Source organism: Pulveribacter suum, assembly GCF_003013695.1.
Taxonomy (GTDB): Bacteria; Pseudomonadota; Gammaproteobacteria; order Burkholderiales; family Burkholderiaceae_C; genus Melaminivora; species Melaminivora suum.
Genome location: NZ_CP027792.1, coordinates 669914 through 683921 on the forward strand (window position 1 = coordinate 669914; position 14008 = coordinate 683921).

At 70.4% G+C, this 14008-nt stretch carries 17 protein-coding genes; 11 read left to right on the top strand and 6 right to left on the bottom strand.

The genetic code is table 11. The features are described 5' to 3' along the window. The first annotated feature begins 106 nt into the window (after positions 1-106). Together C7H73_RS03035 and C7H73_RS03040 are read left to right on the top strand one after the other, a co-directional pair. Positions 107-1234 carry an SGNH/GDSL hydrolase family protein gene (locus C7H73_RS03035; protein WP_106845310.1) on the top strand — a complete coding sequence of 376 codons (1128 nt, stop codon included), beginning with the start codon at positions 107-109 and terminating at the stop codon, positions 1232-1234. A 33-nt stretch (positions 1235-1267) separates the two neighbouring features. Next, positions 1268-1942: an OmpW/AlkL family protein gene (locus C7H73_RS03040; RefSeq protein WP_106845311.1), complete on the top strand. Its 675-nt coding sequence runs from the start codon at positions 1268-1270 to the stop codon at positions 1940-1942. A gap of 102 nt (positions 1943-2044) precedes the next feature. Here the strand turns inward: C7H73_RS03040 and C7H73_RS03045 are convergent, their stop codons facing one another. Genes C7H73_RS03045 through purE form a run of 4 tightly spaced genes read right to left on the bottom strand, consistent with a single transcriptional unit; the run spans position 2045 to position 5711 of the window. After that, a complete protein-coding gene (locus C7H73_RS03045; protein ID WP_106845312.1) occupies positions 2045-2998 on the bottom strand; it encodes an SGNH/GDSL hydrolase family protein in 954 nt (317 codons plus the stop codon). A 32-nt stretch (positions 2999-3030) separates the two neighbouring features. Further along, on the bottom strand, positions 3031-4032 hold the full coding sequence (locus tag C7H73_RS03050) for an L-threonylcarbamoyladenylate synthase (RefSeq protein ID WP_106845313.1): 1002 nt from the start codon (positions 4030-4032) through the stop codon (positions 3031-3033). Positions 4033-4047: 15 nt separating this feature from the next. Further along, entirely contained in the window at positions 4048-5217 is a 1170-nt protein-coding gene (locus tag C7H73_RS03055; protein ID WP_106845314.1) for a 5-(carboxyamino)imidazole ribonucleotide synthase, read from the bottom strand. Further along, on the bottom strand, positions 5214-5711 hold the full coding sequence (gene purE, locus C7H73_RS03060; RefSeq protein WP_106845315.1) for a 5-(carboxyamino)imidazole ribonucleotide mutase: 498 nt from the start codon (positions 5709-5711) through the stop codon (positions 5214-5216). The genes C7H73_RS03055 and purE overlap by 4 nt, the downstream gene beginning before the upstream one ends. A gap of 141 nt (positions 5712-5852) precedes the next feature. On the opposite strand from purE, the gene trxA reads away from it, so the two are divergent. Next, positions 5853-6761 (top strand): thioredoxin, encoded by a 909-nt coding sequence (gene trxA / locus C7H73_RS03065; protein WP_106845316.1) that lies wholly within the window; start codon positions 5853-5855, stop codon positions 6759-6761. A gap of 98 nt (positions 6762-6859) precedes the next feature. Beyond that, entirely contained in the window at positions 6860-7603 is a 744-nt protein-coding gene (locus C7H73_RS03070) for an META domain-containing protein (protein ID WP_227001399.1), read from the top strand. Positions 7604-7621: 18 nt separating this feature from the next. Here C7H73_RS03070 and C7H73_RS03075 read toward each other — a convergent pair whose 3' ends face one another. Continuing rightward, positions 7622-8542, bottom strand: coding sequence for a phosphoribosylaminoimidazolesuccinocarboxamide synthase (locus C7H73_RS03075; protein ID WP_106845318.1), 921 nt, complete (start codon positions 8540-8542; stop codon positions 7622-7624). A gap of 343 nt (positions 8543-8885) precedes the next feature. Between C7H73_RS03075 and hpf the strand changes: the two genes are divergently transcribed. The 3 genes from hpf to hprK all read left to right on the top strand — a co-directional run bounded on the left by hpf (position 8886) and on the right by hprK (position 10835). After that, entirely contained in the window at positions 8886-9242 is a 357-nt protein-coding gene (gene hpf / locus C7H73_RS03080) for a ribosome hibernation-promoting factor, HPF/YfiA family (RefSeq protein ID WP_106845319.1), read from the top strand. A gap of 124 nt (positions 9243-9366) precedes the next feature. Beyond that, positions 9367-9855 (top strand): PTS sugar transporter subunit IIA, encoded by a 489-nt coding sequence (locus C7H73_RS03085; protein WP_106845320.1) that lies wholly within the window; start codon positions 9367-9369, stop codon positions 9853-9855. A gap of 26 nt (positions 9856-9881) precedes the next feature. Next, positions 9882-10835, top strand: a complete 954-nt coding sequence (hprK, locus tag C7H73_RS03090) for an HPr(Ser) kinase/phosphatase (RefSeq protein ID WP_106845321.1) — start codon at positions 9882-9884, stop codon at positions 10833-10835. Positions 10836-10845: 10 nt separating this feature from the next. Here the strand turns inward: hprK and fur are convergent, their stop codons facing one another. Further along, on the bottom strand, positions 10846-11274 hold the full coding sequence (gene fur / locus C7H73_RS03095; RefSeq protein ID WP_106845322.1) for a ferric iron uptake transcriptional regulator: 429 nt from the start codon (positions 11272-11274) through the stop codon (positions 10846-10848). Between the two features lie 104 nt (positions 11275-11378). On the opposite strand from fur, the gene C7H73_RS03100 reads away from it, so the two are divergent. The 4 genes from C7H73_RS03100 to C7H73_RS03115 are packed head-to-tail and all read left to right on the top strand — an operon-like array spanning position 11379 to position 13947. Then, positions 11379-11927: an outer membrane protein assembly factor BamE gene (locus tag C7H73_RS03100; protein ID WP_227001400.1), complete on the top strand. Its 549-nt coding sequence runs from the start codon at positions 11379-11381 to the stop codon at positions 11925-11927. Positions 11928-11966: 39 nt separating this feature from the next. Then, positions 11967-12803 (top strand): 4-hydroxy-tetrahydrodipicolinate reductase, encoded by an 837-nt coding sequence (gene dapB, locus C7H73_RS03105; protein ID WP_106845324.1) that lies wholly within the window; start codon positions 11967-11969, stop codon positions 12801-12803. Positions 12804-12817: 14 nt separating this feature from the next. After that, positions 12818-13486, top strand: coding sequence for a MotA/TolQ/ExbB proton channel family protein (locus C7H73_RS03110; protein WP_106845325.1), 669 nt, complete (start codon positions 12818-12820; stop codon positions 13484-13486). A gap of 14 nt (positions 13487-13500) precedes the next feature. Continuing rightward, positions 13501-13947, top strand: coding sequence for an ExbD/TolR family protein (locus C7H73_RS03115; protein WP_106845326.1), 447 nt, complete (start codon positions 13501-13503; stop codon positions 13945-13947). Positions 13948-14008: the final 61 nt, after the last annotated feature.

Below are 14008 nucleotides of genomic sequence, written 5' to 3' on the forward strand. Positions count from 1 at the left end.
GGTGTTTTCCCGCTCCTGCCGGTGGCCGGCGGCCGTTAAGATCGCCCATAAACGAACGTTCGTACTATTTTTTCAACGACAGGTTTCCCCCCTCCAGGAGCATCTGATGAAATTTCGCATGCATTGGGCGGCAGCGGCCGCAGCCGCCACTTTGCTGGCCGCCTGCGGCGGCGGCGGTGCCGACACCACGCCGGCCGCGCCGGTCACCTCCGTCAAGGTTGCGGGCGACAGCCTGGCCGACAGCGGTACCTTCGGCATCAAGTTCACCGTGCAGGGCGCGGGCGACAACGGCGGGCCGACCCTCATCTGGCCCGAGCGCGTGGCCGGCAGCTACAGCCAGAAGCTGTGCCCGCACTACGACCTGACCAGCGGCGCGCTCAACACCCGCGCCAGCTGCACCAACTACGCCGTGGGCGGCGCCGCCATCAACTACTTCAAGGCGCCCAATGCGCCGCAGTCCATCCTGCGCCAGCTGGCCGACCTGGGCGCGGCCGGCTACGGCGCCGGTGACCTGCTGCTGGTCGATGGCGGCGGCAACGACGCCAGCGACCTGATCGGCGCCTACCTGGGCGCCTCCAAGGATGGCGGCGCGGCCTACGCCGCGCTGCTGGGCACCGTGCTGAACGCCGCCACCGTGCAGCAGCTGCTGGGCGGCGGCGCCGCCGGCATGGCGCAGGCGGGCGGGGCCTACATGCAGGCGCTGGCCGTGCGCTTTGCCGGCGCCATCAAGGCCCAGGCACTGGACAAGGGCGCGTCCCGCGTTGCCGTGCTGAACATGCCCGGCGTGACGCTGACGCCCAAGTTCCGCACGGTGCTGGGCTCCATCGCCCAGGCCAACGGCCAGGCCGCCGCAGCCCAGGCCGAGAAGCTGTTCGACGGCTGGGTGCAGGCCTTCAACGCCAAGCTGGCCGAGCAGTTCGCCGGCGACAAGCGCGTGGCTGTGGTGGACTTCTACGCCTCCTTCAAGGACCAGTCCGAACACCCTGCCCAGTACTCCTACGACAACGTGACCACGCCTGTGTGCCCGGTCACCGGCGTGGACGGCAGCGGCCTGCCCACCTACACCTTCCCGACCTGCACCGCCGCCGCCCTGTCGGCCAAGCCGCCGGCCGGCGCCGGCGCCGACTGGTGGCAGCGCTACGCCTTCTCCGACTCCTTCCATCCCACGCCCTACGCGCACCAGCTCATGGGCCAGCTCGTCTCGCGCTCGCTGTCGCAAGCCGGCTGGCTGTGATGCACCGACCCTTTGCAGCAAGGTAACTTTTCCATGACCAAGCAAATCTTGCGGGCCGGCTGCGCGCTGACCCTGCTGGCGGCCTTCGGCGCCGCCCAGGCCCAGGTGGCAGGCACCTGGAGCGTGCGCGTGGGCGCCACCCACATCGCGCCCCAGACCAAGAGCGACGACCTCAGCGCGCCCAGCTTCCCCGGCACCAAGGTGGACGTAGGCAGCGCCAGCGCGCTGACGGGCGGCATCAACTACATGCTGACCGACCACTGGGCCCTCGACCTGCCCGTGGGCCTGCCCTTCAAGCACTCGTTCTACGGCGACGGCGCCATCGACGGCGTGGGCAAGCTGGGCCAGACCAAGGTCGTGCCGGCCACGCTGTTCGCGCAGTACCGCTTTGGCGAACCCAATGCCACCTTCCGCCCCTACGTGGGCCTGGGCGTGACCTACAGCAAGTTCTTCAAGAACCGCAGCACGGCGGCGCTCACGGGGGTGACGGGCGGCTCGCCCGCCAACCCCACCACCGCGCGCATCGACAACAAGTTTGGCCTGACGCCCCAGGTGGGCCTGGTGTGGAACTTCAACGAGCGCATGTTTCTGGACGTGGCGTACTACAAGAGCTTCCTGAAGACCACGTCGCACCTGTCCAGCGGCCAGAGCATCGACATGCGTCTGAACCCCAACGTGTTCGCCATCGGGGTGGGCTGGCGCTTCTGATGGTTTTTGCGTAACTCCAAGGCTTTCAAGGCCGGTCTCCCGCAAGGGAGCCGGCCTTTTTTTTATGCGGCGCAACCAGGCGCGGCCCTGGCCGGCCGGTGCTTACCAGCGCTGGTGCACGCGGTCGTAGGCGTAGTTGCCCAGCTGGCGCTGCGCCGACGGGGCCAGATAGATCTTGTCGGCGAACACGAAGCGCTCGACGTTGGCGCCCGCCAGCAGGGTGCTGGGCGTGCACAGGGCCGAATTGACTTCGCCCGCGCCAATGCCGATGCCCGGGCCTGCATCCACCGAGGTGCAAACGGCGCGTTCGCCGTCCTCGAAGCCGTAGGAGCCGGGCGAGCCCTCGAACACGTTCACGTAGTAGGCCGCGTCGATGTACAGGACGTTCTTGCCCAGGTCCTCGATGGCCACCAGCAGCGCCTGGTTGAAGGCGCGGCTGGCGCGGCCGATCAGGTCTTCCTGGCCGATGGCCTTGGCCCATGGCGAGCGGCTCAGGTCGTAGCTGCCGGTCATCAGCACGTACTTGGCGCCCGAGTCGACCAGGCGGCGGGCCTGCGCGGCCAGGTCCAGGCCGGCCTGGCGGGCATTCGCCACGTACTGCTCCTCGGTCTGCGTGCCGGCGCGCACGGCGGCCATGCCGGCGACGATGTCGGACACCCCGGCGCTCATCAGCACCAGGTCCTTGTCGCCGAAGCGGTGCGTGGCCAGGAACTGGTCGATCTGCTGCGTCACCGTGGGCGTGGCGGCGTTGCCGGCTGCGTCCGGCGTGGCCGCGACGCGGGCATTGCCCTGCGCATAGGCCAGGCCGCCGCTGGCCGCGGGCGTCAGCGTGCGTTCGTAGTGCTCGGCCACCTGCAGCGTCCAGTTGTTCACGCTGCCGTCATTGACGGTGTAGCGCGAGCCGGTCTGGCCCACGTCGGCCAGGCCGTCGCCAAAGGAAATCAGGCGCTCGGGCGTGAGCGCCGACTCGGTGGAACTGGAGCCGCAGGCCGCCAGTAGGGCCGCCGAAGCGCAGGCCGCTGCCAGCAGGGTGCGACGCATCCAATGTGCTGCCATGGAGTTTTCTCCGAAAAAAAGTGGAACAGAGTTTAAGGGGCGGCCGCAGCCGCGCGGGCGAGGCGGTCGCGCACCCCTTCCCATTCGGGGGTGTCGGGGGGCGTTTCCACCCAGATCAGGCGCACGCCGGCGTCATCGAAGCCGCGCAGCGCGGCGAACAGCTCGCGTGCGGCCAGGGCCGCGTCCTGCGGCATCGGGCGCAGCAGCACGCGGCGCGAGGGCGTGCGCAGCGGCGCACGGGCGTAGACAGCCAGGTGGGCGGCGTCCGTGCCCAGCACGTCCAGGCCGGACTGCAGCTGGCGCGCGTCCATCAGGCGCACCGTGGCGCTGGGTGCGTAATGTGCCAAAAGCGTTCCTGAGGCCCGCGGGGCATGCGTTGGTAGCTCATCTTTCGATAGCGGACGCAGGCCGCAGGCGCTCTCGATGGCGTCGCGCGAGATGCTGCCCGGGCGCAGCAGCACGGGCACGCCGCGGGTGCAGTCCACGATGGTCGATTCGATGCCCACTTCGCAGGGCCCGCCGTCCAGTACCAGCAGCTCGGGCCCGAACTCATCGGCCACGTGGGCGGCGGTGGTGGGGCTGACGCGGCCGAAGCGGTTGGCGCTGGGCGCGGCCAGGCCGTGGATGGGCGCGGGCAGCTGGGCGCAGGCGGCCAGCACGGCCTGCGCCGCCGGGTGCGCCGGGCAGCGCAGGCCCACGCTGGCCTGGCCGCCGGCCGCGGCTGCGGCGCGTGAGGGCAGGCGCGGCAAGATCAGGGTGAGCGGGCCGGGCCAGAAGGCGTCGATCAGCGCTTGAGCGAACAGCGGCACCTCGTGGGCGTAGTGCGGCACGGCGGCGCTGCCGGCCACGTGCACGATCAGCGGGTGATCGGCCGGGCGGCCCTTGGCGGCGAAGATGCGCGCCACGGCCTCGGCGTTGTCGGCATCGGCGGCCAGGCCGTAGACGGTCTCGGTGGGCAGGCCCAGCAGCTCGCCCCGGGCCAGGGCCTGCGCGGCAGCCTGCGGGGCGGTGGGGGCGGCAGCGTCCAGGATCACGATGGGCGGGCCGGTTTAAAAGGGCGCGATGCCCAGCAGCGCTGCCGCCTGCAGCGCCGTGGCGCGGGCGCCCTCCGGGCTGGCGGCGGTGACGTTCAGGTGGCCCATCTTGCGCCCGGGCTTCGGGCTGGCCTTGCCGTACAGGTGCAGGTGGCAGCCGGGCAGGCGCAGCACCTGGTACCAAGGCGGGGTGGCGGCGGCGCCGTCCGGGCCGCGCAGCCACAGGTCGCCCAGCAGGTTGAGCATGATGCTGGCGCTGTGCTGGCGCGGCTGCGTGAGCGGCAGGCCGGCCATGCAGCGCACCTGCAGCTCGAACTGCGAGACGTCGGCGCCGTTCTGGCTCCAGTGGCCGCTGTTGTGCGGGCGCGGCGCCATTTCGTTGACGACCAGGCCGCCGCCTTCCAGCACGAAGAACTCGACGCACAGCACGCCCACGTAGTCCAGCCCTTGCGCTATGGATTTCGCAGCTGCCAGCGCTTGTCCAGCAAGGGCTGGAGGCACATTTCCTTCAAAAACCTCGGTCACGGCCAGGATGCCGTCCCGGTGCAGGTTGCGCTGCACCGGCAGGTGGACGAGGGAGCCGTCAGCGCCGCGGGCGACGATGACCGAGCACTCGTGCGCCAGCGGCAGCATCTTTTCCAGCACGCAGGGCACGCGGCCCAGCTGCTGCCAGGCGGCGGCCAGCTCGCCCGGCGTGGCCACGCGCACCTGGCCCTTGCCGTCGTAGCCCAGCCGGGCGGTCTTCAAGATGCCCGGCAGCAGCGCGGCGGCATCCACAGTGGCCAGGGCCGCTTCGCTATCGATGACGGTGTGCGGCGCCACGGGCACGCCGCAGCGCACGAAGTGGGCCTTCTCCGCCGCCCGGTCCTGGGCCACGGCCACGGCGGCGGCCGCCGGCGACACCGGCATGCTGCGCGCCAGCGTCTGCAGCGCGGCGGCGGGCACGTTCTCGAATTCGGTGGTCACGGCCGCGCAGGCGGCGGCCAGCGTGGCCAGGCCCTGCGGGTCGTCGTAGGCGGTGCGGATGTGCTGCTGGCTGACCAGGCCGGCGGGACTTTCGGGGTCGGCGTCCAGCACCGCGGTGGCGTAGCCCATGGCTTGGGCGGCGTGGGCGAACATGCGCCCCAGCTGCCCGCCGCCCAGCACGCCCAGCGTGGCGCCGGGCAGGATGGGGGCGCCGCTCATGGCGCCACCGGCGGCAGCTGCATGGCCCGCGCGGCGGCCGTCTGCTCGGCGCGGAAGGCCGTGAGGCGATCGCGCAGGGCCGCATCTTCATTGGCCAGCAGCGCCACGGCGAACAGGGCCGCGTTGGCCGCACCGGCCGCGCCGATGGCGAACGTGGCCACCGGTACGCCCTTGGGCATCTGCACGATGGAGTGCAGCGAGTCCACGCCCTGCAGATGCCGGCTGGCCACCGGTACGCCCAGCACCGGCACCACGGTCTTGGCGGCGATCATGCCCGGCAGGTGGGCCGCGCCGCCGGCGCCGGCGATGATGGCCTTCAGGCCCCGGCCGGTCGCTTCCTCGGCGTAGGCGAACATGTCGTCGGGCATGCGGTGGGCCGAGACCACGCGCGCCTCGTGGTGAATGCCGAACTGCTCGAGGATGGCCACTGCGTGCTGCATGGTCTCCCAGTCGCTGGAGGAGCCCATGACCACACCGATCTGAATGGTTTGCATGACGTGAAAAGGCGCAGGCTGACAGCGCGCGCCGGGCTGAAACCGCACGATTTTAGGCGGGGCGGTGCAATGCCAGACAATCGGCGGCACAACCCCACCCGCGCGCCCGGCGCGCTTGCCGATTCACAGGGTCACGAGAACATGATGGATGTCACCGTAGAGAATTTTGAAGCCGAAGTCATCGCCGCGTCGATGCAGGTGCCCGTGCTGGTCGATTTCTGGGCGCCTTGGTGCGGCCCGTGCAAGACGCTCGGGCCCATCCTGGAAAAACTGGAGACCGAGTACGACGGGCGCTTCAAGCTGGCCAAGATCGACTCCGATCAGCAGCAGCAACTGGCCGCCATGTTCGGCATCCGCAGCATCCCCACCTGCATTCTGATGATGGACGGCCAGCCGGTGGACGGTTTCATGGGCGCGCAAAGCGAAGGCCAGCTGCGTGCCTTCCTGGACAAGCACCTGCCCAGCCTGGAAGAGCTGGCCGGCCAGGCGCAGGAAGAGGCCGCCCACGAGGCCCTGGAGAGCGGCGACACCGAGGGCGCGCTGGAGCAGCTGCAGCACGCCGTGGCCACCGACCCGGCCAACGACGAGGCGCGCTTTGACTACGTGCGCCTGCTGCTGCAGATGGGCCGCGAGGACGACGCCAAGGTGGCGTTTGCCCCGGTCATCGCCAAGGCCGAGGGCGTGCAGCGCCTGGGCGCCCTGAAGGTGTGGCTGGATGCTCTTGATTTTGTAGCTGCCAGCGCTTACGGGGCGGGCGCTGAGGCCGAATTTGATGCAAAGATCGCGGCCAACCGCCGCGATTTCGACGCGCGCTTTGCCCGCGCCCGCTGGCTGATCGCCCAGCAGCGCTGGACGGACGCCATGGACGAGCTGCTGGAGATCCTGATGCGCGACAAGGCCTGGGAGGGCGGCGCCGCGCGCAAGGCCTACGTGGCCGTGCTGGAGATCATCGATCCCCCGAAGCCCAAGGTGGCCGAGGGCCAGATCCCGCCCGAGGACCCGGTCGTGGCCAGCTACCGCCGCCGCCTGTCCAGCGTGGTGCTCAGCTGACGCCCCTGGCCCGCCGCGGCGCCGCCGCCGGGGCGCTGGCAGCGGCGGCAGCGCTGCTGCTGGCCGGCTGCGTCAGCGCGCCGCCGCCGCCCGACGCCTTGATCACCGGCACGGCGATCTCGCGCGAGCGCCTGTACGTGCCGCCCGAAGCGGTCTTCGAGGCCGCGCTGGTGGACGTGACGCGCGTGGGCGAGCCGCCGCTGGTGCTGGCGCGCCAGCGCGTGGCCGACGCCGGCGGGCCGCCCTACGCACTGCGCCTGCCCTACCACCAGGCCGACATCCGCCCCGGCGGCCGCTACGAGGTGCGTGCCGCCACCACCCTGCACGGCCGGCTGTGGCTGGACACGCCGGGCGTGCACCCGGTGCTGCTGAGCCCGCAGTTTCGCCACGTGGACGTGATCCTGGCGCGCCTGCCGCAGCTGCCGGCCTCGCAGGACGCCGCCGTGCCGCTGCGCCAGACCTGGTGGCGGCTGGTGGAGCTGGTGGACGGCCCGCCCGTGGGCGAGCCGGCACCCGGGGCGGGCCCGGCCCATCTGGTGCTGGCGCGCGACGAGGCGCGCGTGGTGGGCTCGGGCGGCTGCAACCGCTTTGCCGGGCATTTCGCGCTGGAGGGCGGGCGGCTGCGCTTCTTCGGCCTGGGCTCGTCGCTGCGCCTGTGCCTGGACGGCGGCGCCAGCGAGCTGGCCTATTTGCAGCAGCTGGGCGCCGTCACTTCCTATTTGCAGGAAGCCCGCACGCTGGAGCTGCGCGGCGACAAGGGCCAGCCGCTGCTGCGCTTCGTCGCCGCCGAGCGCGGCGAGCTGCGGCTGGAGGACGACGAGCCGCAGATGCTGCCGCAGTGAAGGCAGGCCAGGGCGCCTTCAGCCGGCCAGGCGCTGCAGTGCCTCGCGGTACTTGGCGGCGGTCTTCTCGACCACCTCGCGCGGCAGGCGCGGCGAGGGCGCCGTCTTGTCCCAGGGCTTGCCGCTGACCTGGGCCTGCTCCAGCCAGTCGCGCACGAACTGCTTGTCATAGCTGGGCGGGTTCTCGCCACGCTCCAGGGCGTCGGCGTAGCCTTCCACCGGCCAGTAGCGCGAGCTGTCGGGGGTCAGCACCTCGTCCATCAGCACCAGCTGGCCGGCTGGGTCCAGGCCGAACTCGAACTTGGTGTCGGCAATGATCATGCCCTTTTCCAGGGCGATGGCGGCGGCCGTCTCGTACAGCTGGATGGACACGTCGCGGATGCGGGTGGCCAGCTCCAGGCCGATCATCTCCACGGTGCGCTCGAACGTGATGTTCTCGTCGTGCGCGCCCATGGCCGCCTTGGCGGCGGGGGTGTAGATGCTGTGCGGCAGCTTCGCGGCGTTGGTCAGCCCTGGCGGCAGCGGCACGCCGCAGACCGAGCGCGACTCCTGGTACTCCTTCCAGCCGCTGCCGGCCAGGTAGCCGCGCACCACCGCCTCCACGGGGATGGGCTGCAGGCGCTGCACCAGCATGGAGCGGCCGCGCACCTGGGACGCCTCCTCGGGCGCCACGACGCTCTCGGGGCTTTCGCCCGTCAGGTGATTGGGCACCACGTGGCCCAGCTTGTCGAACCAAAACAGCGCCATCCGGGTGAGCAGCTCGCCCTTGCCGGGAATGGGCTCGCCCATGATCACGTCGAAGGCCGAGAGCCGGTCGCTGGCCACCATCAGGATGCGGTCCTCGCCCACGGCGTAGTTGTCGCGCACCTTGCCGCGCGCCAGCAGGGGCAGCGAAGTCAGGGCCGAGGTATGCAGGGCGGGGGCTGAAGGCTGGGTCATGGCGTAGGGCGTGCAGAAGCTGGCCGGCGTGCGGCGCAGCGGGGCGGACGAAAAAAGGAGAAAAAGGGGGAGGGGAAACGGTGGGCCTGCAGAGCGGCGCGCGATTCTAGCGGGCGGCCTGCGCGCGGGGCCAAGCAAACGATTGTGCAGCCTTTCCCCGGCTTTGACATCTGCCTGCCTTATTCCTTGCGTAGCACCCGGCAATCGGTTTGCCTTTGACTGGCCGCACGCGCATAGTGGCCGCAGATCTGGATGCATTCAAGTTCGCCAGCCGTACCGCCAGCCTGCAACGGGTGTGCCGGGCGGCGTTCTTCAACGGTGTCAGTCGCAGGAGGCTTCTTTTATGAACTTGACGATCAGCGGTCATCACCTGGAAGTGACCCCCGCCTTGCGTGCCTACGTGGTCACCAAGCTCGATCGCATCACCCGCCACTTCGACCAGGTGGTCGATGTCAAGGTGCTCCTCACGGTGGAAAAGCAAAAGGAGAAAGACCGGCGCCAGCGCGCCGAATGCACGCTGCGCGTCAAGGGCAGCGACCTGTTCGTGGAAAGCAGTCACGCCGACCTGTACGCCGCCGTGGACGAGCTCATGGACAAGCTCGACCGCATGGTGGTGCGCTACAAGGACCGCATGCAGGACCACCAGGCCGGCGTGCGCCGCGCTACCCTGCAGGCCGCCGGCGCCAGCGCTGCCGCCTGATTGCGCTGGTGTGCCCCGCCTGCCACAGGCAGGGATATCGACCGCCCCAAGGGGCGGTTTTTTGTTGCCCTTGGATACACTCCAAGGGTTTTCGCCAGGGGTGCATAATCCTCGCTCACTGACCATGAATCGACTTGCTTCCATCCTCCCCGCCGCCCACGTGCTCGTAGGCGTCGATGCCACCAGTAAAAAGCGTGCATTCGAAGAGGCGGGGCTGCTGTTTGAAAGCCAGCACGGCCTGTCCCGGGCGCTGATCACGGACAGTCTGTTTGCGCGCGAACGGCTGGGCTCCACGGGCCTGGGTCACGGGGTGGCCATCCCGCACGGACGCATCAAGGGCCTGAAGTCGCCCATGGCCGCGGTGTTCCAGCTGGCGCAGCCCATTGGCTTTGACGCGCCGGACGAGCAGCCGGTGGCGCTGCTGATCTTCCTGCTGGTGCCCGAGGCGGCCACGCAAAAGCACCTGGAAATCCTCTCGGAAATCGCCGAGCTGCTGAGCGACAGCGCCCTGCGCGAGCGCCTGAAGGCCTGCCAGAACGCGGAGCAGCTGCACGGCATGATCGCCAACTGGCAGTCCGCGCAGGCACCCCTGCCGCGCGACGACAACCCTTAAGGCGCGCACCGCCCGCACCCGCTGCCGTGAAGCCCAACGTCGTCAGCGCAGACGTTCTGTTCGAAGAGTTCCGCGGCCTGCTCAAGTGGCAGTGGATTGCGGGGCTGGGCGCCTCCGAGCGCCGCTTTGCCGAGGTGGCGGTACGGGCCGCCCGCTCCAGTGCCGACCTGGTCGGCTACCTGAACTACATCCATCCCTACCGCGCACAGATCCTGGGCGAGCGCGAGATCGCATACTTGTCCAACGCCACGCCCGAGGACTGCCAGCGGCGCATCGCGCGCATCGTCACGCTGGAGCCGCCGGTACTGGTGCTGGCCGACGGCCAGGAGGCGCCGGCCGAGCTGCTGTCCATGTGCGAGCGGGCGCAGATTCCGCTGTTCGCCACGGCCGAGTCGGCGGCCTTCGTCATCGACGTGCTGCGCACCTACCTGTCCAAGCACTTTGCCGACCGCACCACCATGCACGGCGTGTTCATGGACATCCTGGGCCTGGGCGTCTTGATCACGGGTGAATCGGGCCTGGGCAAGAGCGAGCTGGGGCTGGAGCTGATCTCGCGCGGCAACGGCCTGGTGGCCGACGATGCGGTGGACCTGTACCGCATCAACCAGACCACCATCGAGGGCAAGTGCCCGGAGCTGTTGCAAAACCTGCTGGAGGTGCGCGGCATCGGCCTGCTGGACATCCGCGCCATCTTTGGCGAGTCGGCCGTGCGCAGGCGCATGCGCCTGAAGCTCATCGTGCATCTGGTGCGCAAGGAAACGCTGGAGCGCGACTACGAGCGCCTGCCCTACGAGCCCCTCACCCAGGACGTGTTGGGCGTGCCGGTGCTCAAGGTGATCATCCAGGTGGTGGCCGGGCGCAACATCGCCGTGCTGGTGGAGGCCGCCGTGCGCAATACCATCTTGCAGCTGCGCGGCATCGATACCTACCAGGAATTCATCGAGCGCCACCGCCGCGCCATGGAGCGCGGGGGCACCTGAGGCGCCAGCGTCAGGTGCTGGCCGCCTTGGCCGCGCAGGCGGCGCACTGGCCGTACAGCGACATGGCGTGGTCGTGCACCACCCAGCCCATCTCGCGGGCGATCAGCGTCTGGCGCTTTTCGATCTCGGGGTCGTAGAACTCCTCGACCCGGCCGCACACGGTGCAGATGAAATGGTCGTGGTGCTGGCCTTCGTTGAGCTCGTAGATCGCCTTGCCGCCCTCGAAGTTGCTGCGGATCAGGATGCCGGCCTGCTCGAACTGCGTGAGCACGCGGTACACGGTGGCCAGGCCGATGTCCGAGCGCTCGTCCAGCAGCACGCGGAACACGTCTTCGGCCGTCATGTGGCGCTGGGCGCCGCTTTGAAAGATTTCAAGGATCTTCAGGCGCGGCAGGGTGGCCTTCAGGCCCGTGCTCTTGAGTTCCTCGATGTTTTTCATGTAAGCCCCCTGGTGTGCCAGTCGTGTGCCGGATGGCTGCGCGCTCAAGGCCCCGAAAATCCTGCCGCTACAATGGTCCGGATCATAGCCTTATGCCTGTTTCCATGTCCTCTGCCGCCCTTTGGCTCGCCCGCTGGGGCGCTCTCGTCGTGTTTGGCGCCGGGCTGGCCGGCTGCTCCGGCACGGCCCACCGCGTGGCCAATGCGGTCACCCCCTACCGCATCGATGTGGTGCAGGGCAACTTCATCTCCAGCGAGCAGGTCGCCGCGCTGCAGCCCGGCATGGGCCGCCAGCAGGTGCGCGAAATCCTGGGCACGCCGCTGATGAGCAGCCTCTTTCACGCCGATCGCTGGGAATACGTCTTCACCCTGAAGCGTCCGGGCGTGGAGGTGCAGTCGCGCCGCCTGACGGTGTTCTTCAAGGAGGGCGTGCTCGAGCGCACCGAGGGTGACGAGATGCCCAGCGAAGCCGATTTCGTCGCCTCGCTGTCCACCAAGGTGTCCAAGCCCAAGGTGCCGCAGCTGGAGGCCACCGAGGCGCAGCTGGAGCGCTTCCCGGCCAGGCCTGCCACCGCGCCGGCGCTGGACGCCCAGCCGCCCGAGCCCGAGGCGCCCGCCGCGCACTACCCGCCGCTGGAGTCGCCGCGCCGCTGAGCGCCGCGCCGCCCGCCCCCCTCCCGCCCCGCTGCCGACATGACCGCTGCTGCTGCTTTATCTTCCTCCGCTCCCCGCCGCGTGGCCGTGGCGGGCGCCTCCGGCCGCATGGGCCGCATGCTGATCGAGGCCATCGCCGCCAGTGGCGACCTGACCCTGGCCGGCGCGCTGGACCAGCCCGGCAGCCCCGGCATCGGCCAGGACGCCATGGCCTTCCTGGGCCGCGCCAGCGGCGTGGCCATCACCAGCGACCTGCGCGCGGGCCTGGCCGGCGCCGACGTGCTGATCGACTTCACCCGCCCCGAGGGCACGCTGGCCCACGCCGCCGCCTGCGCCGAGGCCGGCGTGCAGCTGGTCATCGGCACCACCGGCTTTTCCGACGCGCAAAAGCAGCAGCTGCAGGCGCTATCGCAGCAGGTGGCCATGGTGCTGGCGCCCAACATGAGCGTGGGCGTGAACGTCACCCTGAAGCTGCTGCAGCTGGCCGCGCGCTCGCTCGACGACAGCTACGACATCGAGATCATCGAGGCCCATCACCGCCACAAGGTGGACGCGCCCTCGGGCACGGCGCTGAAGATGGGCGAGGTCATCGCCCAGGCGCAGGGCACCCAGCTGGCCGACCGCGCCGTCTATGAGCGCTACGGCCACACCGGCGAGCGCCGCGCCGGCAGCATCGGCTTTGCCACCGTGCGCGGGGGCGACATCGTGGGCGACCACACGGTGCTGTTCGCCGGCACCGGCGAGCGCGTGGAGATCACGCACAAGTCCAGCAGCCGCGCCGGCTACGCCCAGGGCAGCCTGCGCGCCGTGCGCTTTCTGGCGGGCCAGCGCACGGGCATGTTCGACATGTTCGACGTGCTGAACCTGCGCGACTGAACGCCCGCGGCCCCATGAACGGCCTGCAGTGGTTGCGCCAGGGCGATGCGGTCACGCAGGCCACGGCGGCGCTGCTGCTGGCCATGTCGGTGGCCAGCTGGGTCGCCATTTTCTGGAAGCTGTACCTGACGGCGCGTGCCCGCGCCGACGTGCCGCGCGCGGCCGCCGCCTTCTGGCAGGCCGGCGCGCTGGACGAGGCGCCGGCGCGCGTGGCGCCCTTTGACCGCGCGGCGCTGGTGCTGCCGCTGGTGCAGGCCGCCGCGCGCACGGTGGACCCCGCTGCCCGCAACGCGGCCCTGGCCGGGCAGGGCGGGCTGGAGCAGCGCCTGACGCGCAGCCTGCGCGGCGCCCTGCACGGCGTGCTGGCGCGGCTGCAGTGGGGCCAGGTGCTGCTGGCGACTGTCGGCTCCACCGCGCCCTTCGTGGGGCTGCTGGGCACCGTCTGGGGCATCCACCACGCGCTGGCGGCGCTGGCCGGCAACCAGCAGATCACCATCGAGCGCCTGGCCGGCCCGGTGGGCGAGGCGCTGGTCATGACCGCCGCCGGCCTGGCCGTGGCCATTCCTGCCGTGCTGGCCTACAACTGGTTCGGCCGCTCCATCGCCACCGTCGAGGCCGAGCTGGAAGGCTTTGCCCGCGACCTGCGCGCCCTGCTGCTGGATGGCGGCGCCGGCGCCGACTGAAGCGCAGGCCGACCATGGCATTCGGCCGCCTCGAACGCCCCCGCACGAGCGTGCCCATGAGCGACATCAACGTCACGCCGCTGGTGGATGTGATGCTGGTGCTGGTGGTGATCTTCATCCTGTCGGCGCCGCTCTTGGCCAGCAGCATCCGCCTTGAGCTGCCGCGCGCCGACGCCGTGCAGGGCCCGGCCAGCGCCGGCCGGCCGCTGAGCGTGGTGCTGGACGCCGCCGGCCAGGCCTACGTGCAGGACCAGCCGGTGGCCGACGCCGCCCTGGCCGATCGCCTGCGCGAGCTGGCGGCGCGCCAGCCTCAGGCGGAGATCGCCCTGCGCGCCGACACTGCCGTGCCCTACGGCCGGGTGGTGCAGGTCATGGCCGCGGCGCACGCGGCCGGGCTGACGCGCATCGGCTTCGTGACGGAACCGGCGGCGCTACCAAATAAAGAGCTGCCTGCGCAGTGACTGCGGGCGTTTGCGCTTGATTTGGTGCTGAAAGGCGCCCCAGTCAAGCGCCAGCAGCTAT